We start from the raw sequence: 26,171 nt of genomic DNA on the forward strand, positions 1-26,171 counted from the left end.
TCAGGCTGCGATAGCTTGAACTTTGCTAAGTGATGCAATCAAAGCGTGTTTAATATCACTTTCCAAACGATTCAGTGCTTCAAGTTGCTTGTCGATGTTATGGCGCATTTCTTCCAGCTCCGCAATGCGGTCTTCCAGTGTGTCAGTGGCTTTGTGGATGCGTTTGATGCTTTCCAGGCGGCGACGTAACTGCATTTGGTGTTCACGTACTTGCGTTTCCATCGGTGCCATCACTGCTTTCAGCCAGCTGTCGGCTTCACGATTAGCGACTTCATAGATGTTCACTACACGACTCGCCAGCGTTTCAAAGAATTTGGCCGTGAGTGTGTACTGTTCGTTGGTCAGCATATTGAGCAAGGTGTTGAAATGCTCGTTGTAGGTTTTTTCCAGTCTGTCCATTTCCTTCTTGTATTTAAAGGTGGAATAGGTCGGTGGTGTCACCTCGGTCAAGCCGTGCTCACTGCTGAATTTTTTGTACATCGCAGCCATCATTTCCTTGATTTCTTCGATTTGAGTCGCTGAGTGAGTGATATTTTCATCGACTTTGGAGAAGAAACCATTCATGGCGCTGCGTAATCCGGCACTGAAGCGACTTTTTTCCATGGCTATGCGCGTGTCACGGACTTCGGCTTTGATCCGTTCCATACCTAAGTGGCTGAACAGGACATTTGATTGTTGTGAAAATACGCTGCGTAATGCCTGGAATTGTTGCAGACCACGTTCAAAGTGCGCTTTTTCTTCTTCTACCTTGGCCATCATGTGTTGCACGACTTCTTCATTTTTACCGCGCAAGCCTGTCAGTTCCAGCAGTTGTTCGTCTATATTGTTCATGCGTGCGCCAAGCAGGCCGCGCGTGCTGGTCATCAGATCATCCATTTCACCGGCAGTATTTTCGCGCACGATGTCTTGTTTGGACGGGATGAGCTCGTCGCTGAGTGCATGTTCCAGTTCTAGCAAACGGCTTTTTACCAATAGCTCGTGGTCATTGTTGATTTTCGCCAACAGACCTTTCTGTGCAGAAACTGGATAAATTTGCTTGTTTTCCAACCCTAACAGATTGGCACAGCTGACGACTTGACCCTGAATTTCAGCATCTATAGCATCCTGGGTTTTGAGTTCATCCCACTGGCTATCAATTTTGTTGAGTACGACTAAACGGCCACGATGTCCACCTTGCATAGGTGCAATATGGCTGCGCCATACTTCAATGTCAGATTTGGTGACGCCAGTATCGGCCGCCAGTATGAAAATAATCGCGTGAGCGTTAGGCAGCAGGTTTAATGTCAGTTCTGGTTCTGTACCAATCGCATTCAGCCCTGGTGTGTCAAGAATGACCAATCCCTTTTCCAGCAAAGGATGTGGAAAATTGATAATCGCATGGCGCCAGCGTGGAATTTCTACCATGCCTTCAGCATCTACAGTCAATAACGAGTCCGCATCCTGTGCACGGTACAGGCCGAATTTTTCGGCTTCATCTTTGCTGACACGCTGGGTTTCACTGACGCGCTGTAATGTTTCCAGCATGGAGTCTGCTGAATCTACATCTAATGGTATGGTTGTCCATTCGTCAGGGTAACGTTTGTATTCGGTGGTGGTTACATTGCCTGCGCGTGTGGCGATAGGCAGTAACTGTATGGATGGAGGGCGGCTGCCATCGTAGAGCAATTCGGTCGGGCACATGGTGGTGCGGCCAGCAGTCGAAGGCAATAGACGTTTTTTGTAATCAGCAAAAAAGATTGCATTAATTAATTCGGATTTGCCACGTGAAAACTCAGCAACAAACGCAACGTTAAGCTTGTCTTCAGCCAGACGATCTATCAGGTGTTGCAAACGCAGGTCAATTTGCCAGTCACTGATTTCTTCGTTGGTCAGCCATTGCCGATAATGCCCGATCTGGGTAGAAAGCTGTTCACGCCAAGCGCTATATTGTTCGAATTGTTCGGATAAACTTAAGTTGGACATCTGTCTTCGCCCCTAGTAATGTACGGTTTTAATTATTTGATAAGTATAGCCAAAATTGTAAACCTTGTGCCTATTTTTTCTGACACTGAGCACAATAAAAAGTACTGCGCTGGTTTTGACGTAAATGGCGTATCAATTGCCCACATTGATGACAGGTTAGGTCGGTGCGGCCATAGACGAAATATTGCTGCTGGAAATAACCTGATGCACCATCACTACCAACAAAATCACGTAAAGTGCTACCGCCTGCCGTGATGGCTTTTTCCAGCGTGTTTTTGATAGATTCAACTAAGCGTACATAACGGGGGCGGCTAATTTTTCCTGCTGCGAGTTCGGGGTGGATACCAGCGTGGAACAGTGATTCATTAGCGTAGATATTGCCGACACCAACTACGTGATGACTGTCCATGATAAAGCTTTTAATCGAGCTGCTGCGGCCACGTGATTTCATATATAAATAGTCGCCGTTAAAATCATCCGTGAGTGGCTCTACGCCTAAATTCACCAGTAAAGCGTGATTCAGTGGGTTGTTTTCTGCCCATAATACCGCACCGAATCGGCGCGGATCACGCAGGCGTATGCATTGCTGATTTTGCAGCACAATATCGATATGATCATGAACTCCTGCGGGCGTAGCGCTGTCTAGTATGCGCAAACTGCCTGACATGCCAAGATGTATCAATATGGTGCCGTGGTCTAATTGGACGAGTAAATATTTACCGCGCCGGCTTAACGCCTGTATAGTTTGCAACTGAGTAAGTTGTGGCAGATTTTCCGGTACTGGCCAGCGCAGTTTGGGGTTGCGCACGACGATCTGTTGTATGGTGTGCCCGACAACATGTGGCAATAAGCCACGGCGTGTGGTTTCTACTTCTGGTAATTCAGGCATGGTTATATATAACGAAAGCGTAATCGATGAAGTTTAACCGAAATTTAATTTATGTATTGAGTTGTCTCGCATTCGCGGCACAGGCTGCGGATGAGGGCTTGAAATTGCAGTCGAGTAGTATGTTAAGCATGGATCCATTTGCCACGCACGATAAAGTTGCGGCGAATGTGACGGGTTATATCCAGCATGATTGCGTGTTGCCGGCAGGCGCAATGAATTTGCTTGATGTGGTCAATACAGCACTTTGTAATAATCCACAAACACGCAGCGCATGGGCGAGCGCGCAAGTTGCCGCGGGGCAGTTGGGTAGTGCGCAGAGTAGCTATTTGCCTAGCGTAAATGGTACAGCTAATCTCAGTCGAGATCGTAGCCTGTTAACAGGATTGAATACTACTAATCGCAGCTTTGGTTTATCACTTAATTACCTGTTGTTTGATTTTGGTACACGTAGTGCACAACGCGATGCGGCATTGGCTAGCCTGGATGCAGCTAACCGAAATCAGGATCAGGCTGTAAATAGCGTTTATCTCGCGGTGGTGCAGGCGTATTACCAGTATTTTGCAAGTCAGGCACAAGTGACCTCGTTGGTTGAAGCAGAAAAATCTGCCAAGTTGAGTCTGGATGCAGCTACTGGACGTTATCAAGCAGGGGTGAACACTCGGGCTGATGTGTTGCAAGCCCAAACTGCTTACAGTCAAGCGCAACTCAATCGCCTCCGTGCTGAAGGTGACATGCGTGTGGCGCAGGGTGTGTTGACTAATGCGGTGGGTCTGGACGCAGATCAGTCACTGAATTTAACGCCACCTGCTGATGATTTGGCACTAAAAAATCTTACTGGTAATGTGCGCGATTTGATTGTTCAAGCACAGCAACAGCGTCCCGATTTGCAAGCTGCAGCCGCGCAACTGCGTGCTGCACAAGCCCAGGTGCGACTCAATGAAGCAGCTGGTATGCCTACGCTGTCACTGATAGGCAGCACTAATTACCAAGATAATGGCAGTATTAACGGTACAGGTAACAGTATCGGTTTAGCGGTGAACGTGCCGATTTTTACCGGATTCAATTCCGCCTACAAGATACGTACAGCTCAGGCGCAAGTGTTGGTTCAGCAAGCGCAGCAAGCGCAGTTAAGTAATCAGGTAGCGCTAGATGTATGGCGTGCATGGCAAAATTTAGCGACTGAATCGAATGCGCTTAAAGCCAGTGCTGATCTGGTTGTGAGTGCGACTGCTTCAAATGACATGGCGTTGGGTCGTTATCGAGCCGGGGTAGGCAATATTCTGGACGTGCTTAATGCGCAGGCTAGTTTGGCGAGTGCGCGTAGTCAGCAAATTCAAGCGCAATATAATTTGCGTATTGCCAAGGTTGCACTGGCGCAAGCGGTAGGGCGGCTGGATGAGTAATGACTGGCAGTTTCGTTTTGAGTTTGCGGCGGTCATCGCATTTTCTTTTTTCATCCCGGGGATGATTTATGTGGTGATGATGGTTAAGCGCTCTATTTCACGTACTACAGTTGCATTGCTGGGGTTTGCTCTGGTCGCGGTGGCGGGAATCGATGCCGTTTTGTTACATCATATTGCTTATGCCGCACAACATACCGCTTCGGTATGGGATGACAAACTGTTTGCATCAGAATTGTCTGTGGCTCTCTACTTGTTGCCATTGGTATCGGCAGGAGTCGGGGTTAATATTTTGTCGCATATACTCATTACCCATTTAGCAGAGGCAGAGCGGGCGTTTGATCGGCAAGCCAATAAGGAAGATGTATGAAATTAAGTAAGTCAGCGTGGATTATCGCGGTGTTAGTTCTGGCGGGTGGTGCTTATGTGTATGTGCAAGGTAAGAATGCCAAGCCAGCTATGGATCGTTATCGGTTGGCAGAAGTGGTGCGTGGTGATCTGGTGCGTAATGTTTCGGCGAATGGTACGTTAAACCCGGTTGTTCTGGTTAATGTGGGTACGCAGGTTTCAGGGGTGGTGAAGGCATTGCATGTGGATTACAACCAGAAAGTTAAGGCTGGGCAAATACTGCTGGAGCTGGATCCCGCATTATTACAGGCGCAAATTGCGCAAAGCAGTGCCAATGTGACTCGTGCGCAAGCTGCTTTGAAGCTGGCGCAAACGCTGGCTATGCGCCAGCATAATTTATTAAAACTGGATTACGTAGCGCGTCAGGATGTTGATCAGGCTGACGATGTAGTAGCGGGTGCCCGCGCACAGCTGGCAGTAGCGCAGGCGCAATTAGTGCGTGATCAGACTAATTTGGCTTATAGCGTCATCCGTTCGCCTGTTTCTGGGACGGTGATAGATCGTTCTGTCGACGTGGGGCAAACGGTTGCAGCAAGTTTCCAGACGCCGACTTTGTTTAAGATTGGTCAGGATTTGAGCAAAATGCAAATTGATACCACCGTTGCGGAAGCGGACGTGGGCGGGATTAAAGTCGGGCAGCCTGCACGTTTTACTGTTGATGCATTCCCGGATCGCAATTTTGAAGGCAAGGTGCGACAAATACGTCTTAATCCTACCAGTCAGCAAAATGTGGTGACTTATGATGTAGTGGTTGCCGTGGATAACCCGGATTTTGTGCTGCTTCCTGGTATGACGGCTTATGTCAATATTGAAATTGATCGGCGTAATAATGTGTTACTTGTGCCAAATGCGGCGTTACGCTTTAAGCCCACGGAAGAAACCGACAAGTCGGCCGATAAACCACATCGTCCAGCGGGTACGGGTGTGTATGTATTGCAGGCAGGTAAGCCGGTGGCCATCAAGCTCCAGTCTGGCATGACGGATAATAAGCAGACCGAAGTGGTGAGTGGCGCTCTGGCTGCGGGTAATGAGGTAATCGTGGGCGACAAACAGGCTGAACAGAACGATAAATCTAAGCAAACGCAGCGATTATTCTAATCATGAGCCATGTAATAGAGGTTAAGCAGTTAGGCAAGGATTATGCGACCGAGGCGGGTGTGTTTGTTGCGTTGAAATCGGTGGATTTGACTATATCCTCAGGAGAGTTTGTTGCCATCATGGGGCCGTCTGGTTCCGGCAAGTCTACTTTGATGAATCTGCTCGGCTGTCTGGATTATCCCAGTCGTGGCGAATACAAACTGGATGGCGAAGATGTGTCTAAATTGTCATCTGATGCGCTGGCGGCTTTGCGTAACCGTGTTATAGGTTTTGTATTCCAGGGTTTTAATTTGTTGCCGCGTTTGAATGTGCGCGATAACGTGGCATTGCCTATGCTCTACAAGGGCACCAGTGGCAGTGAGCGCAAACAGCGCGCTGATGAAATGTTGGCGCAAGTTGGGTTGGCTGGCTTGGGCGATCGTCACCCCAATCAACTTTCAGGTGGGCAACAACAGCGCGTGGCTATTGCGCGTGCTTTAACTAATACGCCACGACTGATACTGGCGGATGAGCCTACGGGCAATCTTGATAGTCATACCAGCGATGAAGTCATGCGTTTATTTACTGAACTGAACAGCACTGGCATTACTGTCATCATCGTTACGCATGAAGCTGATGTTGCCAAATATGCCCAGCGGTTGGTGCGGTTCAAGGATGGCGAGATGGTTTACGATGGCAAACCAGAAGGTGATTTATCTTGATTTGCAATAAAGTTAGAACTGACCCCGTCAGAGGGGGTGGGCGATGAATCCGGTTGCTATGCTGGCTGAGTCGTGGCGTGCGATTATTGCTAATCGTATGCGTTCATTTTTAACTATGCTAGGGATGATAATCGGCGTGGCTGCGGTGGTGCTGATGCTGGCCATCGGGCAAGGCGCGCAAAATGCGATCAACTCCACCATCAGTTCTATGGGAAGTAATCTGTTTATCGTACTGTCGGGTGCTACAACCTCCGGTGGACAGCGTATGGGGCTGGGTACTTCGCCGACGCTTACCATGAGCGATGCTGCTGCGCTGGCGGAATTGCCTAATGTCACAGCCGCGGCACCCGTTCAGCCAGGCACAGCTGCGGCAGTTTATGCGGGCAATAACTGGAGTACTTCGGTCAGTGGTGTGACCCCCGATTATTTACAGGTACGCAACTGGGTGGTCGCCTCGGGATTCGCGTTTACTGATGCTGATGTGCGTGGTGCTGCCCGTGTGGCTATCCTCGGACAAACCGTAGTGGATAATTTGTTCGGCGATGAAAATCCCATAGGCAAAACCATGCGTATCAATAGAAGCCCTTTTACAGTTGTTGGTGTGCTCGAACCTAAAGGCCAAAGTCTGGATGGGCGTGATCAGGATGATGTCATTATTGTTCCTGTGACTACGGCGCAGCGTAAGCTGTTCGGCAGCCAATTCCCGGGAACTGTTCGGTTTATTATGGCGCAAGCCAGCACGGCTGAAGCGATGCCAGCCGTTGAGAAAGAAATGAATGAGTTGCTGCGTGCCCGCCATCGTGTTGCAGCAGATGCCGATGCGGATTTCAGCGTGCGTAACCTTTCTGCCATGGCAGAGGCTAGCGCAGCCGCAACACGCATCATGTCATATGTGCTGGGTGCGATTGCTTCCATTTCGTTGATTGTTGGCGGTATTGGCATTATGAATATCATGCTGGTATCCGTAACCGAACGTACGCGGGAAATCGGCATACGCATCGCCATCGGCGCGCGTCACCGAGATATTTTGCTGCAGTTTTTGTTAGAGGCGATCACCATTTCCCTCATAGGTTGTTTAATCGGCGTAGGTTTGGGGATGGGTGGTGCGTGGGCGGTGCAAAAACTGGCGGGATTCCCCGTGGTAGTGACGTTTGACATTGCCTTGCTCGCATTTAGTGTGGCTGCGGGTGTGGGTATATTTTTCGGATTTTATCCTGCACGCAGGGCGGCTTTGATGAATCCGATTGATGCGTTGCGTTATCAGTAATGGGATTGGTGTAAGCATGCAGATATGCAACCCGTCATGTGTACAGAATTACAATGGTTACTTAGTTTTATGAAAATTCTTTAATAATCAGGCTGCTAATCCTGTTGTAATTGTGGTAATTATGAAGAATTTATTACAGTGTTTGCATAGTTGTAAAAAAACAACAATTCATAAAAACTACTTGCCCGTACGCCAACCAGCCCCGATAATCGCAGCAGCTTCCAGTAGGGAGTGAACTTTTAATTTTTCCATATGGAGATTTATATGAACAAAAAACTTATCGCAATCGCAATCGCTACTGCAGTTTCAGCGCCAGCAATGGCTGCTACAAGCAACGTTGAAGTATACGGCTTGATGTCTATGGGCGTTGACTCAGTTAATACAGATTTGTTAAATGGTACTAGCAACCGTGTTGGTCGTGTTTCTGACTACGCTTCACGTATCGGTTTCAAAGGTAATGAAGATTTAGGTAATGGCTTGAAAGCTGTATGGCAAATTGAATCAGGTGTTACTGCTGATGGTGGTACCGCTGCAGGTAACGCTACTAATGGTTCTACATCTACCGCAACAGCTGGTACAGGTTCTATAGGCGGTGCTACTACTGCTTTTGGTGGTGCTGCATTACGTAATACGTTTGTTGGTTTGTCAGACCAAGCTTTGGGTACTGTAATGATTGGTAAAATCGACACTCCATACAAATCATCTACAGGTCGTTTAGATCAGTTTTCTGACACCTTAGGTGATTATAATAACTTGGTAGGTGCAGCATCAGGCGTTGCTGCAACTAGCTATTTCGATTTGCGTCCAGCTAACGTAGCTGCATATGCAACTCCTAACTTCTCTGGCTTTTCTGCTGTAGCTGGTTATGTATTTGGTGGCGAATCTGCTACTTCAGGTACTGCAAGCAACGGTAATGCATATTCATTGGGCGCTATGTACGATGCTGGTCCTTTGTACTTGACAGCTGCTTATGAAAAACATAACTTGGGTTCTGGCGCTTCGGGTTCATTATCAACAGGGTTGGCTACGGCTGGTCTAGAGCGTAAAGCATGGAAATTAGGTGCTGCTTACAGCATCATGGATTTCACCTTGGCTACTATGTATGAAAAAACAGATGATAACTTAGGTGCTGCTGGTGTTAGTGCATACGGTCACAACACATGGTTCTTGTCTGGTAAATACCAGATGGGTGCTGTAGCGTTGAAAGCACAGTATGCAAAGGCTGGTGAAATTGACAATGTTGCAAATTCAGGCGCTAAAATGTACACAGTTGGTGCGGATTATGGCTTCAGCAAGCGTACAACTGCATACGTTCTGTACACCAAAATCAGCAACGATGCTGCTGCTAACTACAACTTCGCATACAATGCAGCGCCTGGCTCTGCAGCTGGTGCTGATGTAGCTGGCTTCTCATTGGGTATGAAGCACTCATTCTAATCCCTCGCTGGCTTTTGCCAGTTAAGGTTTAGTTGATTAAAAGCAGGCGACCAAAAGTTGCCTGCTTTTTTGTTTGTTTAATAGGGGGTCAGTTCTAACTTTGATGCAATATGTCAATGCTACAAACATGAGGTGATGAGTATGTTCATGGCTTGGGTTAGTATTGTATTTTTGAACAGGTTAATGGTATGTCGATAACACAGGAGGCGCATCGTATTCCCGTGGTCCTGCTCACGGGTTTTTTGGGTAGTGGTAAAACTACGCTGTTGAACCACCTCATTGCGCAATTGCCACATACGGCAATTATTATGAATGAATTTGGTGAGATAGGTCTGGATCACCAGTTGCTACAAAAGACAGATGGCCCGCTGGCATTATTGCAAGGTGGTTGTGTGTGCTGCACAGTGGCGGGTTCGTTGTCACCGACGTTGCGGAATTTATTTATGGCGGCAAAGAGTGGCGATATACCGCAGTTTGAGCGAGTGATTATTGAAACCACTGGCATTGCTGATCCCGCACCGATACTGGAAACTTTGCTGAATGACCGATGGGTTGCCGCGCGTTTTGCATTGAATAGCGTGGTGACAACTGTGGATGCTGTGTTGGGTGAGCAACAGCTGGATAGCTATTTCGAAGCAGTAAAACAAGTCGCGGTTGCAGACAGATTGCTGATTACTAAAGCAGATTTGGCTGGTGAAAAACAGGTGGCGCTGATACGTGAACGATTGGTCACGCTAAATCCTGCTGCACCCATTTTGATGGCGGATCATGGGCAGATAGAACCTGAATTGATATTGAATGCAGGCATATTTAACCCTGCAACCAAGCAGCCGGAAGTTGCGCAATGGCTAAATGAAGCGCGATATCGGCCTGTGGTAGCAGGTAAATTAGGCGGCAAAGCTGCGATGAAATCCGATGCCGTACATGATGACCGTATACGTTCATTTAGTTTAACTTATGATGAGCCGCTGGAATGGGATGCACTAAACGCTGCGTTACGTATGCTGCTGACGCACCGTGCTAAGTGGGTGTTACGGATGAAAGCGATCGTTAATTTGCAAGGCAAGGAACACCCAACGGTGCTGCATGCAGTGGGTCATGTATTTTCACCACCAGTGGATTTGCCAGAATGGCCAGATGCTGATCATCGTAGTCGTTTTGTGTTTATTGTGGCCGATTTGGATGCGGAAGCGGTCGCCCAGATGCTGGAAGATTTTAAGTCAGCCTATCAGGCAAATAAATAAACGATATCAACATTAGTTGGATTGTAGCTGACTATTAGGTGTGGATACCGTCAGGTTGATGTCAGTGCATGAGGATAGACTTAACTCATGTTTACCCATGGACACTATTCCAAAATCGCATTCATACTGGTTCTGCTACTGGCATGGACGCAGCAATTGGTTGCGGCGCACGGTGTGGTGCACCCATTTCAGGATGGGGGCGCGCAACATCATGCGCCTGGCACGGATAAGCCGCTATGTGATTTATGTGTTATCAGTGCGCTGGATAATATACCGACGGTGCTGCCGGATTTTGATTTGGCGACTGATGCACGCCATGTACTGGCTGCCGAAGTGCTGGCTAGCCAGACTCAGTTTACCTTTGTATCTTATTCTTCTCGCGCCCCGCCTGTTTTTATTTGACTGTATGAAATTGCATTGCGCTTAGTCGTAATGCGTTGATTATTATTGAATAAGGACTAAATCTATGAAACGTAGATTAATTGCGTCCAGCATACTGATGATGCTGGGCGCGTACGCTCATGCGGCGGATATATCACCCGCGGCATCCCATGAAATAACGTTATCGGGCCAGATTGATGGTCATGTCAATGACTCTTTGGGGCGCGCAATTGCTGCCGCTACGGTTGCATTGCAGACAGCTGAGGGTAAAACTCTGGCTAGTACGCAGACAGATGCGCAGGGACATTTTGTTTTTTCTCATCTGGCGACTGGTATGTATGCATTAGTTGCGACCAAGAAGGATTTTCAGACTGGCACCGATATTGTTAATTTGATGTCTGCGGCCAGTAAGGACAGTACGATTACGTTATCAAGTATTAAGGCGCTGGAAATTGATGTTGTTGCCAAAAAATTGGATAGAGCACGTAATGGTATTGCAGTGGATACGGGTAGCAGCAATTATCATATCAGCTCACAAGATATTGCCGCCTTGCCACAAGGTGCAGCTACGCCAGTCAATCAGGTGTTGTTGCAAGCTCCGGGTGTGGCCCAGGATTCTTATGGGCAGTTGCATATACGTGGTGATCACGGTAATGTGCAATATCGGATTAACGATATTATTATTCCTGAATCTATTTCCGGTTTTGGTCAGTCGCTGGATACGCGTTTTGCTAGTAGCATTAATTTGCTGACAGGCGCGTTGCCTGCGCAATATGGTTATCGAACCGCCGGGGTAGTGGATATTCATACCAAAAGTGGTGCATTTGAAGATGGTGGCCGGATAGGAACGACCATAGGCAGTAATGATACGCGCGAATTGTCGGGTGAGGTGAGTGGGCATAAGGGTGACTTCAGTTATTACCTGAATGCGTCCAGTCTCTCGAACAATTTAGGCATAGAAAATCCGACTGCTTCACGCGATGCTATACACGATGCCACAAGTCAGCATAAGGAATTTGGCTACTTTTCCTATTTGCTGAGTGACAGCTCGCGCCTGAGTTTGATTTTGGGAAATGCAGACAGCAAGTTCCAGATTCCAAATACTGCAGGCTTGACACAAAATTACACCTATACGGGTGTACCTAGTTATCCATCAGAAAATCTGAACGAAAATCAGCATGAAACGACACGATACGGCATTCTTGCTTTGCAAGGTACGTTGGGCGATGCATTTGATTACCAAGTGGCTGCATTCAGCCGTTATTCCAAAGTGCTGTTTGCTCCAGATGTGATCGGTGATCTGATTTATAACGGTGTGGCAAGTCAGGTATTACGTACCAGTCAGGCGTATGGTGTACAGGCGGATGGAAGTTATCGTATAAACGATCAACACACGCTACGCTCGGGTGTGTTTGTGAGTCAGGAACATCTGGATAATAACAATGACGTACAGGCATTTACGCTTGATGGTGGTGGTAACCCGACAACCACTTTGACCAGTTTTTCTGATATCAATAGTAAAGTTGCCAATCTGGACGGTGTTTATGTACAGGACGAGTGGAAAGCAACGGATAAGCTGACGGTTAATTATGGTGTGCGCTTCGATCAGGTTGATGCGTATGTAACAGGTAGTCAGCTGAGTCCGCGTCTGGGTGCTGTGTATCAGATTGCGCCAAGCACCACACTGCATGCAGGTTACGCACGTTACTTTACACCACCACCTAATGAGCTGATTAGCGGTCAGACCATTGCGTTATCTCAAGGTACAACAGCTGCGCCACCTGGCACCCAGAATGATGCTGTGCAGCCCGAGTCAACGGATTATTATGACATCGGCCTCAGTCATAAAGTGACACCTGAGTTTACAATTGGCGTGGACAGCTATTATAAGCATGTGACCAATTTGCTGGATGAAGGGCAGTTTGGTGCGGCATTGCTGTACACACCGTTCAATTACGCCGAGGGCAAAATATATGGTGCGGAGCTAACGGGTAATTACCATAAAGATAATTTCTCAGCTTATTTCAATATCGCCCACTCGGTGGCATTGGGTAAGAACATTGTTTCAGCACAATATAATTTTGCAGCGGATGAGCTTGCTTACATTGCCAATAATTGGGTGCATCTGGATCATGATCAAACCATTACGGCATCTGTAGGATCGGCGTATCGCTGGCGTGGAACGAAGTATAGTGCTGATGCAGTGTATGGCAGCGGCTTGCGCAGCGGTTTTGCCAATACCTCAAGTTTGCCAGCTTATGTGCAAGTTAATGTGGCAGCAGCACGTTCATTTGATACCACAGTGCTAGGCAAGATCGAAGGCCGTGTCAGCGTATTAAATCTGTTCGATAGCAGTTATGAAATCCGCGATGGTAGTGGTATTGGTGTCGGGGCGCCGCAATATGGGCCACGCCGTGCAGTGCTATTAAGTCTCGATAAATTCTTTTAATGATAAGGGGTGGGTATCCCACCTCTGAATGGAGTCAACCATGCAAGATTTACATGAAAGTTGGATAGCTTTTAAACTCGGTGGTGCAATGATTTTGCCACTGTCATTGTTAGCTGTGCTGGCACTGGCAATTATGCTGGAAAAAGCGGTGTTGTACTGGCGTTACACGCGCTTGCCTAACAAATTGCAGCAGCTTATAGAGACGTATGGGTTTGATTGGTCAGTGCTTGAACAGGAATTGTCAGCGCTGGATAGGCATCACTATTTTTTCAGATTTTTCCATGTGGTGATGGCAAATCGCAATCATCCATACTGGTGGACAGAATCACGTGCTGCTGATGAAGCGCAGGTTATAGAAAGCGGATTGTCACGGAGACTGTGGGTATTAGAAACCATAGTCACTGCTGCGCCGCTATTAGGTTTGATGGGAACTATAGGCGGCATGATGCATGCGTTTCAGCTAATAGGCGGAGCAGGGCTGGTAAATCCGACTGGAGTGACTGGCGGTGTTGCGCAAGCACTGATTGCAACCGCGGTGGGTTTGTTGATAGCACTGATATCATTGTTTGGATTTAATTATTTCTCCCGCCTGCAAGCGCAAACTATGGATGAAATGGAACGTCTGGGCACGCGCATGATAGACCATATCCGTCTTGATCAGCACGCTACAGATAACATGGGGGCGTAATCATGAAGTTGCGTAAAGCACGGGTGCAACGCAAGGGGCGGATAGAAATTATCCCGATGATAGACGTGATGTTTTTTCTGTTGGCGACATTCATGTTGTCTTCGCTGACCATGCAGAATTTGAATTCACTTAAGGTGAATTTGCCGCAGGGCAAGGCGGAGCAATTGCATGTAGATACGCCTGTTACTTTAGTGGTGACAGCAGATGGGCAGCTATTTATTAACCGTACGCCAGTTGTTTTGACTACGCTGGTTCAGGTATTGCATCCATTGCTGCCTACCAGTCATGAAGTTGTGGTGTCGGCTGACAGTAAGGCGCCGCAAGGGGTCGTGGTAAAGGCCATGTTGCAGGCACGAGTCGCAGGTGCGCAACATTTCCTGATTGCGGTTGCGCATGAGTAACTACACCATAGCTGTTCCGGGTGAGGAATTGAGCAGTGGTTTGCGCTGGTCACTGCCTGTGGCATTGTTGTTGTGGGTGATGATGTTATGGATTTTTGGTCGGTATTTTACGGCATCAGATCAGCCACAAATTCCGCCAGAGCCGCCAATTGACGCACGCATAGTCGAATTGCCACCACCGCCTGCGCCGCCTAAGCCTGTGGCACAGGTAGAAAAAGCACCGACGCCGGTCAAAGTGCAGACACCAGTTTTGCAAAAGACCATGCCTGTAGTCGTGCCCAAAGTAGTCGCGCTGGTGACGCCACCGCCACAGCCAGTAGCACCGACAGTGGCAGCTCCTCCTCCACCACCAGTTGCACCAACAGTGCCAAGCAGTAATGCCCAAGGTACGGAGCAACTAGGGGCGCGTGCGCTGTATCAACCTAAACCAAAATTGTCGGAAGATCTGCTGGATGCAACTATGCATGCAGTGGTGATGGCGCGATTTCATATTGCTGCAGATGGCAGTGTGACGGTTGAATTAACTCAGCCTGCACCTGACCCACGGGTGAATCAGCTGATATTAAAAACTCTGAGAACCTGGCGTTTTTTCCCTGCAATGCAAGCAGGGAAGCCTGTCGCTTCGGTACAGGAAATTAAAGTTGCGATAGATGTAGATTGATAGTGAGAGGCTAGGACGGCGCTAGTGAATTAGCGGGAAAATCAGTTATACTGACTAAATGCTGACACGTCGCCATTTAGCCAAACTTGCTTTCATCCTCATCATACTCTTGACGTGGACGCAACAGCTCGTCGCGGCGCATGGTGTCGTTCACCCTTGGCATGACGGCAGTACACAGAAACAGGCACCTGGCTCACATAGTCAATTGTGTGATTTATGTGTGGTGAGCGCGCTGGACAGTGCGCCACTGCCGAATTTTAATCTGCCTGCTGTCACCTCTGTTCCATCCACGTTTATAGTGGTTGCAATAGCGAACCTGCGCCTTGCACCTCCTCGTTGTTATTTATCCCGCGCGCCTCCTTTGCTTGCTTAAAAATTAAATCATTATTGATGTCGCTCTGTTTCTGCTAATAGTGGAAACATTGCGTCACGTTTTATTTTTAAGTAAGGATATATCATGAAACGTAAGTTAATTGCGTCTGGCATCTTGATGATGCTGGGTACGTCTGCCTATGCCGGCGACGATCTGGCGGAGATACGCCAAGAAATTCAACAAATGAAAGCGAGCTATGAAGCGCGCATCCAGCAGTTAGAAGCCCGTCTCGCGCAAACAGAAGCCGCTGCCAAGCAGGCAGACAAGAAGGCTGAGCAGGCGGATAGTAAAGCAGAGCAGGCCAGCCAGGTTGCTGCGGTTGCCGCACAACCTGCACCGAGTAAGGAAAGCGCATTTAATCCTGCAGTTTCCCTGATATTGGCCGGGACGATGAATCACAGTTCGTTATCGCCATCCACTTATGCCATAGGCGGTTTTATTCCGAGTGGTGGTGAAGTTGCACCTAACGCACGCGGGTTTTCGCTGGGTGAATCTGAATTGGCGATTAGTGCAAATATCGATCCTGACTATCGTGGCAATTTTGTACTGGCAATGGCACCAGATAACACCGTGGGGATAGAAAATGCATTTGTGCAGACGCTGGGACTGGGTCATGGCTTGAGTGCACAGGCGGGGCGTTTTTACTCCAGCATTGGTTATTTGAACAATGTGCACTCCCATGCCTGGGATTTCACCGATGCGCCACTGGTGTATAAATCGTTTCTGGGTAATCAGTATGCTGATGACGGTGTGCAAGTGAAATGGCTGGCACCAACCGAAAGTTTGCTGGTCGAATTGGGTGCAGAGCTGGGTAGCGGGCGTAGTTTTCCGGCCACCACCAAAGATAAAAACGGGAGTGTGGCTGGGGCAGTGTTTGCGCATGTGGGTGGCGATTATGATGACTCAAATAGCTGGCGTGCTGGTTTGTCATACCTGGGGACGGGCGCACAGGATAGAACCTATGCAGATGTCGATGCAGCGGGTGTTGCGACGACTAATGCATTTTCAGGCAAAAGTAAAACCTGGATAGGCGACTTTATCTGGAAGTGGGCACCGAATGGTAATGCGACTGTTAACAGCCTGAAAATACAGGGCGAGTATATGCATCGTAATGAGGATGGGAATTTGGCCTGTCTGGATAACTCTGCCAGCACCGGTGTATGTACAGGCGTAGCTGATACTTATACCTCAAGCCAGTCTGGCTGGTATCTGCAAAGTGTGTATCAGTTCATGCCCCATTGGCGAGTAGGTTTGCGTCACGATAGTATGAGCAGTGGCAGCGTAGTATTGGGCGCTGGTTTGACTGCGGCGGATTTCCCGATTCTGGCGGCGTATAGCCCTAGCCGTAATACAGCGATGGTAGATTACAGTCCGAGTGAATTTTCGCGTTTCCGCGTGCAATATGCCCGCGATGCGTCACGTCCGACTGAAACTGATAACCAGTTCTCCCTACAATACATCATGAGTCTAGGTGCGCATGGCGCCCATACTTTCTAGGAGTTATTAGAAATGAAAATCAAATTAATATTTGCAATGTTAGCGCTGACTGGCAGTTTTTCAGCGCATGCGGCGTTAAACATATTGGCGTGCGAACCAGAGTGGGGTGCATTGGCGCAGGAGTTGGGCGGTGATAAGGTTAAAGTGGCAAATGCGACGTCGGCTTTGCAAGACCCACATCGCATAGAAGCGCGGCCATCACTGATTGCGCGTGCCCGTAATGCGGATATGCTAGTGTGTACAGGGGCAGAACTGGAGATAGGCTGGTTGCCAATATTGTTGCGTGATTCAGGCAATGCGGCGATACAGCCAGGCCAGCCAGGTAATTTCGAAGCAACACGTTATGTAGCGCTGCTGGAGAAGCCACAGCGACTGGACAGGGCTGATGGCGATGTTCACGCGGCAGGTAATCCGCATATACAGACTGATCCGCACAACATCGCGCTCGTAGCAGATGCTATGAGCAAGGCGCTGGAAACAGTCGATGCAGCTAATACGGCTTATTATCAAGCGCGCCATGATGATTTTATGGCGCGCTGGCGTGCAGCAATTGCACGTTGGGAAACACAGGCTGCGCCATTAAAAGGTGTGGTGATCGTGGCGCAACATCAAGCTTACCCCTATTTGGAAAACTGGCTGGGGTTGAAACAGGTGGCGACACTGGAGCCTAAACCTGGTGTCGAGCCCAGCATTGCGTCGCTATCGGCAGTGTTGAACAAGTTGAGTATTACCCCAGCCAAGATGGTGGTGCGTTCCGCTTATAACGATGACAGGGCTTCTGCCTGGTTATCGCAGCGTGCCAATATTCCAGCAGTGGTATTGCCATTTACAGTAGGTGGTACGCCAGCAGCTAATACTTTGTTTGGCTTGTTTGACGATACTATTAATCGCCTGTTGGCGGCAGATAAGGTGGCGAAATAATGGACAATACCGCGCTCGATATATCGATACTATGGCCTGCGCTGCTGGCAGGATTGTTGGTGCTGGCAACGCATGTGCCACTGGGTCGCGAGGTGTTGGCGCGCGGTATCGTCTTTATTGACTTGGCTATCGCGCAAATCGCTGGATTGGGCGTCATCGTGGCAGATGCGTTGGGCATGGATCCGCATGCCTGGGGTGTGCAGGTTGCGGCACTCGCTGCGGCTGCAGTGGGGGCGATAGGTCTGACCTGGACTGAGAAACATTATCCAGATAGTCAGGAAGCGCTGATAGGTGTGTCGTTTGTGCTGGCTGCTTGCGCAAGTTTGATATTGATGGCCGGTAACCCGCATGGTGCGGAACATCTGAAAGATTTGTTAGTCGGACAGATACTGTGGGTGAGCCCTGCACAATTACAGATTACTGCAGTCGTGACGGCGTTATTGTTACTGGCGCGTCACTGGCTGGGTGCGCATCTGGGACGAGCAGGGTTTTACTTGATTTTTGCTTGTGCAATTACCTTATCAGTGCAGTTAGTCGGTATTTATCTGGTGTTTGCCAGTTTGATTGTTCCTGCGCTGGCCGTACGTCAGTATTCAGATCGTGTCGGATTATGGGTGGCATATGCGATTGGTGCGTGCGGGTATGCGCTGGGTCTGGTGATGTCGGCCTGGTATGACGTGCCATCTGGCGCGGTAATCGTATGGGCTATTGCAATTATGGCGTTAATGAGTCGATTGTTACCTGTGGCACGTCGGCATGTTTGATGCTTTGTAGGATAGTCACCTTGGTTAATGGTAAAATATTCCATGTATCCGTTGATGTTTGGGGCGGATACGGCAATAATGCAGTATTGATAAAAACATGACACGTTAGGGCGAAGCAGTGGAATTTTTTGGGATGTTCAAGCGTAAAGAGAAGCAAGAAGCCGACCGCTCATTAGAGATGGTGGCGGTTAAGCCTAAGAGCAAAGAACAGGCTATTGCTGAAATTCATGCAGAAACGCTAACTGAGCAACGTTTCAATGAGGATCTGACACACGAAAGCATTATCGTCACCGAGATGGAATCACAGTTTCCATACGGTGTTGAGGATGCCGCAATGACTTACGCCAATGGCCGGACTGACGATGCAATCAGTGGTGTCCATGCGTTGTTAGCTAAGACACCCAAGGAAGAATTGCTGTGGTTTATGTTGTTTGATTTGTATCAAGTCAGCAATAAACGTAAAGAATTTGATAAGTTGGCATTGGATTATGTTAACGAGTGCGAGAAATCTCCCCCTATGTGGCGCAGTGCTGGTGATGAGTCGTTAGCGTCGGTAACAGAAACGCCAACAGTTGCAGCGACAGAAGGGCAGCTATTTTCACTAAAGGGCAGTCTGGATTTACATATGGCTGACCGTATCGGCTTGCTGCAGGCAGCGGCGAGCAAAGGCTCGATACAGCTGGACTTGTCTGGTTTGACGCTGATTACGCCTGAAGGTGCGGGTTTGTTACAAGCCGCGATGGTTAAGCTGCAAAAACAACAGGCAACCTTGCAGATTGCCAGTGGTGCATTTGTGGATTTGTTACAACAATACATTGCACAACCCGAAAACAATAATTGTGAGCCTTGGTTATTGTTGTTACAGCTGTACCAGCTTCAAGGTAAGGAATCGGAATTTGAGGATTTGGCGGTTGATTTTGCCGTGCGTTTTGAAGTATCGCCTCCGTCGTGGGAGTCACCTAAGAAAATTGCGACGTCCGTTGCTGAAGCACCCAAAAAACCAGCGGCTATACCGAGTAGTGCTGTTGCTGAATCTCAGGCCTTTATCATGACGGGAACGATAACCAGTGCGAGCGCGGCGATCTTTGACGCATTTAAACAGTATGCGGCTAAACATAGTGATGTGGTGCTTGATATGCATGCAGTAGACAGGGTTGAGTTTGCCAGTGTAGGTTTGTTCATGGATGCACTGATGGCGCTGATTCCATCTGGTAAGAATGTGTCGATAATAGATGCAAATATGATGGTGAGAGTCTTGTTAATCACTATGGGTCTGGATCAAATGGCCACAATACTGCCACGTAAATAAAGCATGGTGTAAATCATAAAAAAGGGAGCTGATCAGCTCCCTTTTTTATGATTTACGCTTGATATTGTTCATCCAGTCCTCATCTAATTCCGTATTGTCTTTTATCGGTAAGCATTATGGAACAATATCGCGGCACAACCATACTCTCAGTACGACGTGGTAATCAGGTTGCACTGGGGGGCGATGGTCAAGTGACTTTAGGCAATATCGTCATCAAAAGCACTGCACGTAAAATACGACGCATACATCAGGGGCAGATATTGGCGGGCTTTGCTGGCGGTACGGCGGATGCCTTTACCTTGTTTGAACGATTTGAAGCCAAACTGGATAAACATCAGGGTAACTTGTTGCGTTCGGCAGTAGATTTGGCAAAAGACTGGCGTAGTGATAGGGCTTTGCGTCGTCTGGAAGCAATGCTGGCAGTAGCAGATCGGGAGCACTCGTTGATTATTACTGGTAATGGCGATGTGCTGGAGCCTGAGTATGGCATAGTCGCCATCGGCAGTGGCGGTGCATATGCGCAGTCGGCTGCGCGTGGTCTGCTGGAAAATACTGATTTGTCGCCACAAGATATTGTTGCCAAATCATTGGCGATAGCCGGTGATATCTGCATTTACACCAATCAAAATCATCTCATAGAAGTTCTGGAATAGCATAATGTCGAATATGACCCCCCAAGAAATCGTACATGAACTCGATAAACACATTATCGGACAGGATCCTGCCAAGCGTGCAGTAGCCGTGGCGCTGCGTAATCGCTGGCGGCGCGCGCAAGTGGCTGAACCACTGCGCCATGAAATCACTCCTAAGAATATCCTGATGATAGGGCCTACAGGGGTGGGTAAGACTGAAATTGCAAGGCGTCTGGCACGTGTTTCAAATGCGCCTTTTATTAAAATCGAAGCCACGAAATTTACCGAGGTGGGTTATGTCGGTCGTGATGTTGACTCGATTATTCGTGATCTGATGGAAATTGCGATCAAAGATTTGCGTGAGCTAGACATGACACAGGTCAAAATGCGTGCTGAAGATGCGGCCGAAGAGCGTGTGCTGGATGCATTGTTGCCGCCTGCGCGTGATGTTTCCCATAGTCTGGGTTTGGATAGCACGGAAAAGCCAGAGGATAGTGCGACACGGCAGAAATTTCGTAAGATGCTGCGTGAAGGACAATTGAACGATAAGGAAATCGACATTGATGTCGCGGGCGCGCAAGCAACTGCGCAAATTTTTGCGCCACCCGGTATGGAAGACCTCACCAGTCAGATACAGGATATGTTCCAGAATATGGGCAACCGGCCACGTAAAACGCGCAAGCTGAAAATTGCTGATGCGTTGAAATTGCTGGTTGAAGAAGAAGCCTCGGGTATGGTGAACGAAGAAGATATCAAGCAGCGCGCTTTGCTCAGTGTGGAACAAAATGGCATCGTTTTCCTTGATGAAATTGACAAAATCACCAGCCGCATTGAGGCCAGTGGTGGCGAAGTATCGCGTCAGGGTGTGCAGCGGGATTTGCTGCCGTTGGTGGAGGGCACCACGGTAACGACCAAATATGGCATGGTCAAAACTGACCATATTCTGTTTATTGCCAGCGGCGCATTTCATCTGGCGAAGCCGTCAGATCTGATTCCTGAATTGCAGGGGCGTTTTCCGATACGTGTCGAGTTGACGTCATTGTCTGTCGCTGATTTTGAAGCTATCCTGACTGCAACAGATGCCTGCCTGACTTTGCAGTACCAGGCGTTATTGGCGACTGAGGGGGTGACATTGAACTTTACGCCTGAGGGCATTACTCGCCTTGCGGAAATTGCATTTCACGTGAATGAAACTACTGAAAACATAGGTGCTCGTCGCTTGCATACGGTAATGGAGCGGTTGCTGGAAACGGTGTCGTTTGAAGCGCATCTGCATCAGACAGAAGCCGTGGAAATCGACGTGGATTTTGTAAATGCCAGACTTAATAATATTGCAGTGAGCGAGGATTTGGCGCGTTATGTGTTGTAATATGATCTCTACACGTCGCCACAGTTTTTATCACTAATATTGTTAAGGACCGCTATGAAGAACCAGCAGCAGACTCGATTTTCGTTATGTTCACGTAGTATGTTGCTGGGACTGATGTGTGTCCCATTTTTTTTGGCGGGTTGCAGTTCCTCCCATGGAGTTGATAAAGGCAAAACGCAAGTGGTGGCCAAAGTGAATGGCGAGGAAGTCACTGTTCATGAAGTTAATCAGTATATGTCGCACCTTACCCAGTTAGATGGCACACCAGAGCAAATGCGCAAGCAGGCTATTGATGCAGTGATCGATCAGCACTTGTTACAAACGGCAGCTAAACAGGCCAAACTGGATCGAGATGTGAATGTGGTGCAGGCTGAACTGGATAGCAAGAAGAATATATTGATTGATGCTTACAAAGCACGCCAATTTCATAGTGGCACAGCGCCTACCGATCAGCAAATTGCAGCTTATTATCAATCACATCCCGTATTGTTCAGTGACCGCAAGTTGTATCAGTTACAACAGTTACGTGTACAAAGCAGCGCTGAGAACCAGACTTCGTTACTGGCGCAATTGAAGCAAAGCGATAATATTGATGCATTTGTCCACTGGCTTGATGCGCAGCATATTCCGTACGATACCAGTAACACCACAAAAGCTCCGGAAGATATGAGCCCGTCTGAGCGCAGCCTGATTATGCAAATCAAGGTCGGTGAAGCGGCGATACTTAATCAGGATCAGGACAGCATTAGTATAGATTTATTGTTAGCCACGCAACCTCAACCCATTTCGCTCGCGCATGCGCAATTGCGGATACGTGACTTGCTGATAGCAGAGAGCGCGGCGCAACAAGTGGCATTGTGGTTGAAGCAGGCACGCCTTAATTCCAAAATAGTCTATACCGATATTGCGCAATAACTAGCAGGCTTTAAATTTCTACATCATTACTTGGTCGCCAGGATTTTGGGGCAGGCTGCCAAGTAACGCGAATATATGGGCGATCATGACCTGACAGATACAGTGCTGCTTGCGTAATCCAGCGCTGTGTGGGGGTTGGTTCTACAAAAGGGGTGGCGAATATCAGGCCAACTAAACCCAGCGCAATTAAACCGTAGTGAGCGCGAATTGGTGGGGCTTTGTGTAGCAAATAAATAAACACAAAACTGATAGTGCCGCCTAATAGCCAGCCCGCTATTGATTCCGACAAGGAATGAGCGTGTACCATAATTCGGGAAACCGCGATCAACGTGCCAAAACCAACTCCCAGTGCTATTGCGCCTAAACGCATCATTGCGGATGCTCTTTGCGTAAGCAGATAAAGCAATACTGGCGTGATCGACATTGCGCGTGTTACATGACCACTAAAGCCGGTAAAGTCATATTCACGACTACCTATTCCCCAGCCTATAAATGCAATTTTACTGGCGACAACAATGCTCATCGCACCTAAAAACAACAGCAGCCACCACATGGTTAACCGCCATGCCCGACCAGCTAGTAGCCAGCCAGTGATAGCTGTAGCCATCGGTGCAATAACACTGAAACTGGCTAAATTAGTAATAGTGGCCCAGAAAATCATGGAAGGAGTAGTGGCGGAATGACGGCTAACTTTAACCGAGAAAAGTCCTTAGAACAAGCGAGATATCAGCTATTTCGCATAAGGTGAGTTTTATGTGAGAGCTGGATTGTTATCTGGGTTGATAGCCTAGCTTTACTTACGATCTTGTCAGTAAATGGTCACTCAATATTCATTTATGGTCGAATATAAATGCTTAGAATTATTACAACTGCAATGTGATGTGCAGCTAATATTTTATTCATACGTTCGAGGTAAAAATGCAATCAACCAACCGTCTTATCAAAACATTGAGCGCAGCTGCTGTTGCGCTAACGAATAAGGTTAGATTGTGATCGCGAAGCGAGCCACAATCTGAACCGTTTGTTGGACAAGCCCGGCATGGCTGGGGCGGGTGTTGCTTGAGCGCTTATGGAAATATCTTTTTGACTATGCTGGCATAACTGGACGCGTTACGCATCCCACCCGCCATTTCACGACCTTCACGTTGCCATTGCAGCAACTTATTCTATTCAACTCACCGTTTTTAGTCGGCTTTTCGGGCATGTTAACCCAATTTCAGCCTTCTTCAGGGCGAGCACGGCCATACCTGCCTAGTCTGGCAGGTGGGCGGTGTGGGCTGGTTTAGCGCATGGTCTCCCACCCTGTGTCATCTGCTCTGTGTTCCCGTTTTATAGATGGGGCTGATGTGGCTAGCGGTATCGCTTTGATACGTGTGCGCACTATCTTCATCACCCCACCGCAACATTGGCAACGTATCGCTGGTCTGGGTTGCGCTGGCGGCGGATTGTTCCGTCGCCATAGGTGGGTCAGCTGTAGCTGGGTGAGTAGTTTGCTATTGGGATGCAGGTAGCCAAAGTTGCGGGCGCGGCGGTAGCCTTTGGGCAGAATGTGTTGCAGTATCAGTCGCAGGAAGGCTACACCACTCAAGGTACGGGTTTCCATTTGTTTGGTTTGGCTGTTCCGGTAACGGAAGGTGACCTGACCATGCCGGTCGGAGAGGATGTCTTTCTCCTGTATCACCCCCCGATACAGATAGCGCCCAAGGTAGATCAGAGCGTGCTGTCCAGTGCCGACGGCTTTGCAATCCACCACCCAATCGGTCGGGTAATCGTTTGGCAGGGTGAGTCCTGCTTGTCTGATGCCTGCCAGTAATTTGGCACGAAATACTTTGGCCAGGGCTTTGTGGTTAAACAGGTAGTTGCCGTGTTTATGACGCATGCGTCGCTGTTTGGGGTTAAAGGCGACAGCGGGCATGACGAGATGCACATGGGGGTGATAGTCCAGTCGGCGGTTATGGGTATGCAGTACAGTCACCGCCCCTGCGCTGCCGCGCAGCTTGTTGTCGTTTTGGCTGAAGGTGTTGACTGTTTCCCACGCGCAGCGTGTGATCAAGTCATACATGACGCGCTGATGTTGCCAGGCCAGTGTGCGCAACTGGGCGGGCACGGTGAAGGTGAGCATGAAGTAGTTGGCGGGGATGGATTTGTGTAATTGCTGGTCTATCCAGCGCTGTGATTCGTGCGCCTGGCAATGCGGGCAATGCCGATGACCGCAGGAATGTGGCAGGTAGCTGGGTGTTTGACAATCATCACAGGCAAGTTGCATCCTCGGGCTCATCTGGCTACGGCAGGTTTGAAAGGCGGTTAAGGCAGCTTGCTGGCTGGGCAATAGGTGATGACCGTGTTGTGCAAGCAGTTTAGCTGCGTAGGTTGCTACGATGTGCGCCAGTCTGATCATTTGACTTTGCCCCAATGAATGTGGAATTTCTCCATTAATTGATTAAGGCGAGTGTGTGCGCTCTGATGGCGTTGTTCGGTGAGGTGGGTGTAGCGGATGGTGGTGAGGATGGACTGGTGTCCGAGTATCTGCTGAATTTCGAGTAAATCGATGCCAGCTTCTATCAGGTGGGTGGCATAGCTGTGGCGCAGGCTGTGTGGTGTAATTCTTTTTTTAAGCCACAGTCACGGGTCACTTGACCCAAGGTGGTCTGGATACCACCACGATCCAGCGGGGTGCGTGCCAAGTGCGATTTGGCAAGACCGCCGTGTCGATTAGGAAAGAGCAAGCTTGGGTTGCGATGGGTGAGCCAGAAACGGCGCAATACCTGCAAGGTGTTCTCTGATAACGGCACCAATCGATCACGGTTGCCTTTGGCGTTGCGTACTTGCACCCGCATCCGATCCGCATCGATATCCCCTACCTGCAAGCGTAAGCCTTCGCCTAATCGTAAGCCCAGGCTGTAGAGGGTGAAGAAGAATACGCGGTAGCTCAATACGCGGGTGGCCATGAAGATTTGTTGTGCCTGGGCGACGGTAATGATGTCGGGCAGGCTATATGACTTGGGTGGTTTAACCAGATCCGCACCTGGCCAGGGTTGGCTGAGTACATGGGCATAATAGAACTTCAGTCCATACAGATCATGTTTGAGCGTACTCCATGAATGGGTATCCAGGATGCGAACAAAATAGTCGGTTAATTGTGGCTTGGTGAGCGCGTCTATCTGGTCATTAAAATACACCGCTGCGCGCCGTACGCCGTGTGAATACAAGGCGATGGTTTTAGGCTGCATGCCTCTGAGCTTGAGGCAATTCAGCAGTCGCTGGTGATTGTGCTCGAAGTGCGCGGGGATGGGTGTGGGGGCTGTCAATGTCGTCTCCTCGTGGTACAGTAATCAAAATTCCATTGCTGGGGGAGACGAAATTATGCTGCGTAATTTGATGGTTCGGGAATATTTCTCCGCGATA

Annotated in this window: 24 protein-coding genes and 1 pseudogene; 20 read left to right on the plus strand and 5 right to left on the minus strand. The window is 48.7% G+C overall.

What is annotated here, in order from left to right:
* Window positions 1–1,962, minus strand: a complete 1,962-nt coding sequence (locus SFSGTM_RS02415; protein WP_162083767.1) for a dynamin family protein — start codon at window positions 1,960–1,962, stop codon at window positions 1–3.
* 70 nt (window positions 1,963–2,032) lie between these two features.
* Window positions 2,033–2,851, minus strand: a complete 819-nt coding sequence (mutM, locus tag SFSGTM_RS02420; RefSeq protein ID WP_162083768.1) for a bifunctional DNA-formamidopyrimidine glycosylase/DNA-(apurinic or apyrimidinic site) lyase — start codon at window positions 2,849–2,851, stop codon at window positions 2,033–2,035.
* A gap of 26 nt (window positions 2,852–2,877) precedes the next feature.
* Here mutM and SFSGTM_RS02425 point away from each other — a divergent pair, with 26 nt between their 5' ends.
* From SFSGTM_RS02425 to SFSGTM_RS02520, 20 genes are all read left to right on the plus strand, one after another.
* On the plus strand, window positions 2,878–4,254 hold the full coding sequence (locus SFSGTM_RS02425; RefSeq protein ID WP_162083769.1) for a TolC family protein: 1,377 nt from the start codon (window positions 2,878–2,880) through the stop codon (window positions 4,252–4,254).
* Window positions 4,247–4,621, plus strand: a complete 375-nt coding sequence (locus SFSGTM_RS02430; protein ID WP_162083770.1) for a hypothetical protein — start codon at window positions 4,247–4,249, stop codon at window positions 4,619–4,621. The genes SFSGTM_RS02425 and SFSGTM_RS02430 overlap by 8 nt, the downstream gene beginning before the upstream one ends.
* Window positions 4,618–5,757, plus strand: coding sequence for an efflux RND transporter periplasmic adaptor subunit (locus SFSGTM_RS02435; RefSeq protein WP_162083771.1), 1,140 nt, complete (start codon window positions 4,618–4,620; stop codon window positions 5,755–5,757). The genes SFSGTM_RS02430 and SFSGTM_RS02435 overlap by 4 nt, the downstream gene beginning before the upstream one ends.
* A 2-nt stretch (window positions 5,758–5,759) precedes the next feature.
* On the plus strand, window positions 5,760–6,458 hold the full coding sequence (locus tag SFSGTM_RS02440) for an ABC transporter ATP-binding protein (protein WP_174237386.1): 699 nt from the start codon (window positions 5,760–5,762) through the stop codon (window positions 6,456–6,458).
* A 43-nt stretch (window positions 6,459–6,501) separates the two neighbouring features.
* Window positions 6,502–7,725, plus strand: a complete 1,224-nt coding sequence (locus SFSGTM_RS02445; RefSeq protein ID WP_162083772.1) for an ABC transporter permease — start codon at window positions 6,502–6,504, stop codon at window positions 7,723–7,725.
* A 264-nt stretch (window positions 7,726–7,989) separates the two neighbouring features.
* On the plus strand, window positions 7,990–9,162 hold the full coding sequence (locus SFSGTM_RS02450) for a porin (RefSeq protein ID WP_162083773.1): 1,173 nt from the start codon (window positions 7,990–7,992) through the stop codon (window positions 9,160–9,162).
* A 188-nt stretch (window positions 9,163–9,350) separates the two neighbouring features.
* The gene (locus SFSGTM_RS02455; RefSeq protein ID WP_162083774.1) at window positions 9,351–10,406 is read left to right on the plus strand and encodes a CobW family GTP-binding protein; all 1,056 of its coding nucleotides are present in this window, start codon (window positions 9,351–9,353) and stop codon (window positions 10,404–10,406) included.
* A gap of 87 nt (window positions 10,407–10,493) precedes the next feature.
* Window positions 10,494–10,808: a hypothetical protein gene (locus SFSGTM_RS02460; protein WP_162083775.1), complete on the plus strand. Its 315-nt coding sequence runs from the start codon at window positions 10,494–10,496 to the stop codon at window positions 10,806–10,808.
* Between the two features lie 64 nt (window positions 10,809–10,872).
* Window positions 10,873–13,236, plus strand: coding sequence for a TonB-dependent receptor (locus SFSGTM_RS02465; protein ID WP_162083776.1), 2,364 nt, complete (start codon window positions 10,873–10,875; stop codon window positions 13,234–13,236).
* A gap of 40 nt (window positions 13,237–13,276) precedes the next feature.
* A complete protein-coding gene (locus SFSGTM_RS02470; protein ID WP_162083777.1) occupies window positions 13,277–13,924 on the plus strand; it encodes a MotA/TolQ/ExbB proton channel family protein in 648 nt (215 codons plus the stop codon).
* Between the two features lie 2 nt (window positions 13,925–13,926).
* Window positions 13,927–14,325 carry an ExbD/TolR family protein gene (locus SFSGTM_RS02475; RefSeq protein WP_162083778.1) on the plus strand — a complete coding sequence of 133 codons (399 nt, stop codon included), beginning with the start codon at window positions 13,927–13,929 and terminating at the stop codon, window positions 14,323–14,325.
* Window positions 14,318–14,986 (plus strand): energy transducer TonB, encoded by a 669-nt coding sequence (locus tag SFSGTM_RS02480; protein ID WP_162083779.1) that lies wholly within the window; start codon window positions 14,318–14,320, stop codon window positions 14,984–14,986. Before SFSGTM_RS02475 ends, SFSGTM_RS02480 begins: the two co-directional genes overlap by 8 nt.
* A 58-nt stretch (window positions 14,987–15,044) precedes the next feature.
* Window positions 15,045–15,359 (plus strand): hypothetical protein, encoded by a 315-nt coding sequence (locus SFSGTM_RS02485; protein ID WP_162083780.1) that lies wholly within the window; start codon window positions 15,045–15,047, stop codon window positions 15,357–15,359.
* 84 nt (window positions 15,360–15,443) lie between these two features.
* Window positions 15,444–16,856, plus strand: coding sequence for a hypothetical protein (locus SFSGTM_RS02490; RefSeq protein ID WP_162083781.1), 1,413 nt, complete (start codon window positions 15,444–15,446; stop codon window positions 16,854–16,856).
* Window positions 16,857–16,868: 12 nt separating this feature from the next.
* On the plus strand, window positions 16,869–17,777 hold the full coding sequence (locus tag SFSGTM_RS02495; protein ID WP_162083782.1) for a metal ABC transporter substrate-binding protein: 909 nt from the start codon (window positions 16,869–16,871) through the stop codon (window positions 17,775–17,777).
* On the plus strand, window positions 17,777–18,541 hold the full coding sequence (locus SFSGTM_RS02500) for a metal ABC transporter permease (RefSeq protein ID WP_162083783.1): 765 nt from the start codon (window positions 17,777–17,779) through the stop codon (window positions 18,539–18,541). The genes SFSGTM_RS02495 and SFSGTM_RS02500 overlap by 1 nt, the downstream gene beginning before the upstream one ends.
* 133 nt (window positions 18,542–18,674) lie before the next feature.
* The gene (locus SFSGTM_RS02505; RefSeq protein ID WP_162083784.1) at window positions 18,675–19,850 is read left to right on the plus strand and encodes an STAS domain-containing protein; all 1,176 of its coding nucleotides are present in this window, start codon (window positions 18,675–18,677) and stop codon (window positions 19,848–19,850) included.
* Between the two features lie 116 nt (window positions 19,851–19,966).
* Window positions 19,967–20,503, plus strand: coding sequence for an ATP-dependent protease subunit HslV (gene hslV, locus SFSGTM_RS02510; protein ID WP_162083785.1), 537 nt, complete (start codon window positions 19,967–19,969; stop codon window positions 20,501–20,503).
* 4 nt (window positions 20,504–20,507) lie between these two features.
* Window positions 20,508–21,851 (plus strand): ATP-dependent protease ATPase subunit HslU, encoded by a 1,344-nt coding sequence (gene hslU, locus SFSGTM_RS02515; protein ID WP_162083786.1) that lies wholly within the window; start codon window positions 20,508–20,510, stop codon window positions 21,849–21,851.
* Window positions 21,852–21,905: 54 nt separating this feature from the next.
* A complete protein-coding gene (locus tag SFSGTM_RS02520) occupies window positions 21,906–22,766 on the plus strand; it encodes an EpsD family peptidyl-prolyl cis-trans isomerase (RefSeq protein ID WP_162083787.1) in 861 nt (286 codons plus the stop codon).
* 10 nt (window positions 22,767–22,776) lie between these two features.
* On the opposite strand, the gene SFSGTM_RS02525 is transcribed toward SFSGTM_RS02520, so the two are convergent.
* The 3 genes and pseudogenes from SFSGTM_RS02525 to SFSGTM_RS02540 form a co-directional block, all read right to left on the minus strand.
* Complete coding sequence (locus tag SFSGTM_RS02525) at window positions 22,777–23,373, minus strand: phosphatase PAP2 family protein (protein ID WP_198420605.1); 597 nt, start codon at window positions 23,371–23,373, stop codon at window positions 22,777–22,779.
* A 675-nt stretch (window positions 23,374–24,048) separates the two neighbouring features.
* The gene (locus tag SFSGTM_RS02530) at window positions 24,049–25,164 is read right to left on the minus strand and encodes an IS91 family transposase (RefSeq protein ID WP_162083488.1); all 1,116 of its coding nucleotides are present in this window, start codon (window positions 25,162–25,164) and stop codon (window positions 24,049–24,051) included.
* A pseudogene (locus SFSGTM_RS02540) lies at window positions 25,161–26,074 on the minus strand (tyrosine-type recombinase/integrase). The gene SFSGTM_RS02530 and the pseudogene SFSGTM_RS02540 overlap by 4 nt, the downstream one beginning before the upstream one ends.
* Window positions 26,075–26,171 lie beyond the last annotated feature (97 nt).

Origin of the sequence: Sulfuriferula nivalis (assembly GCF_009937995.1) — a bacterium.
Lineage (GTDB): Bacteria > Pseudomonadota > Gammaproteobacteria > Burkholderiales > Sulfuriferulaceae > Sulfuriferula > Sulfuriferula nivalis.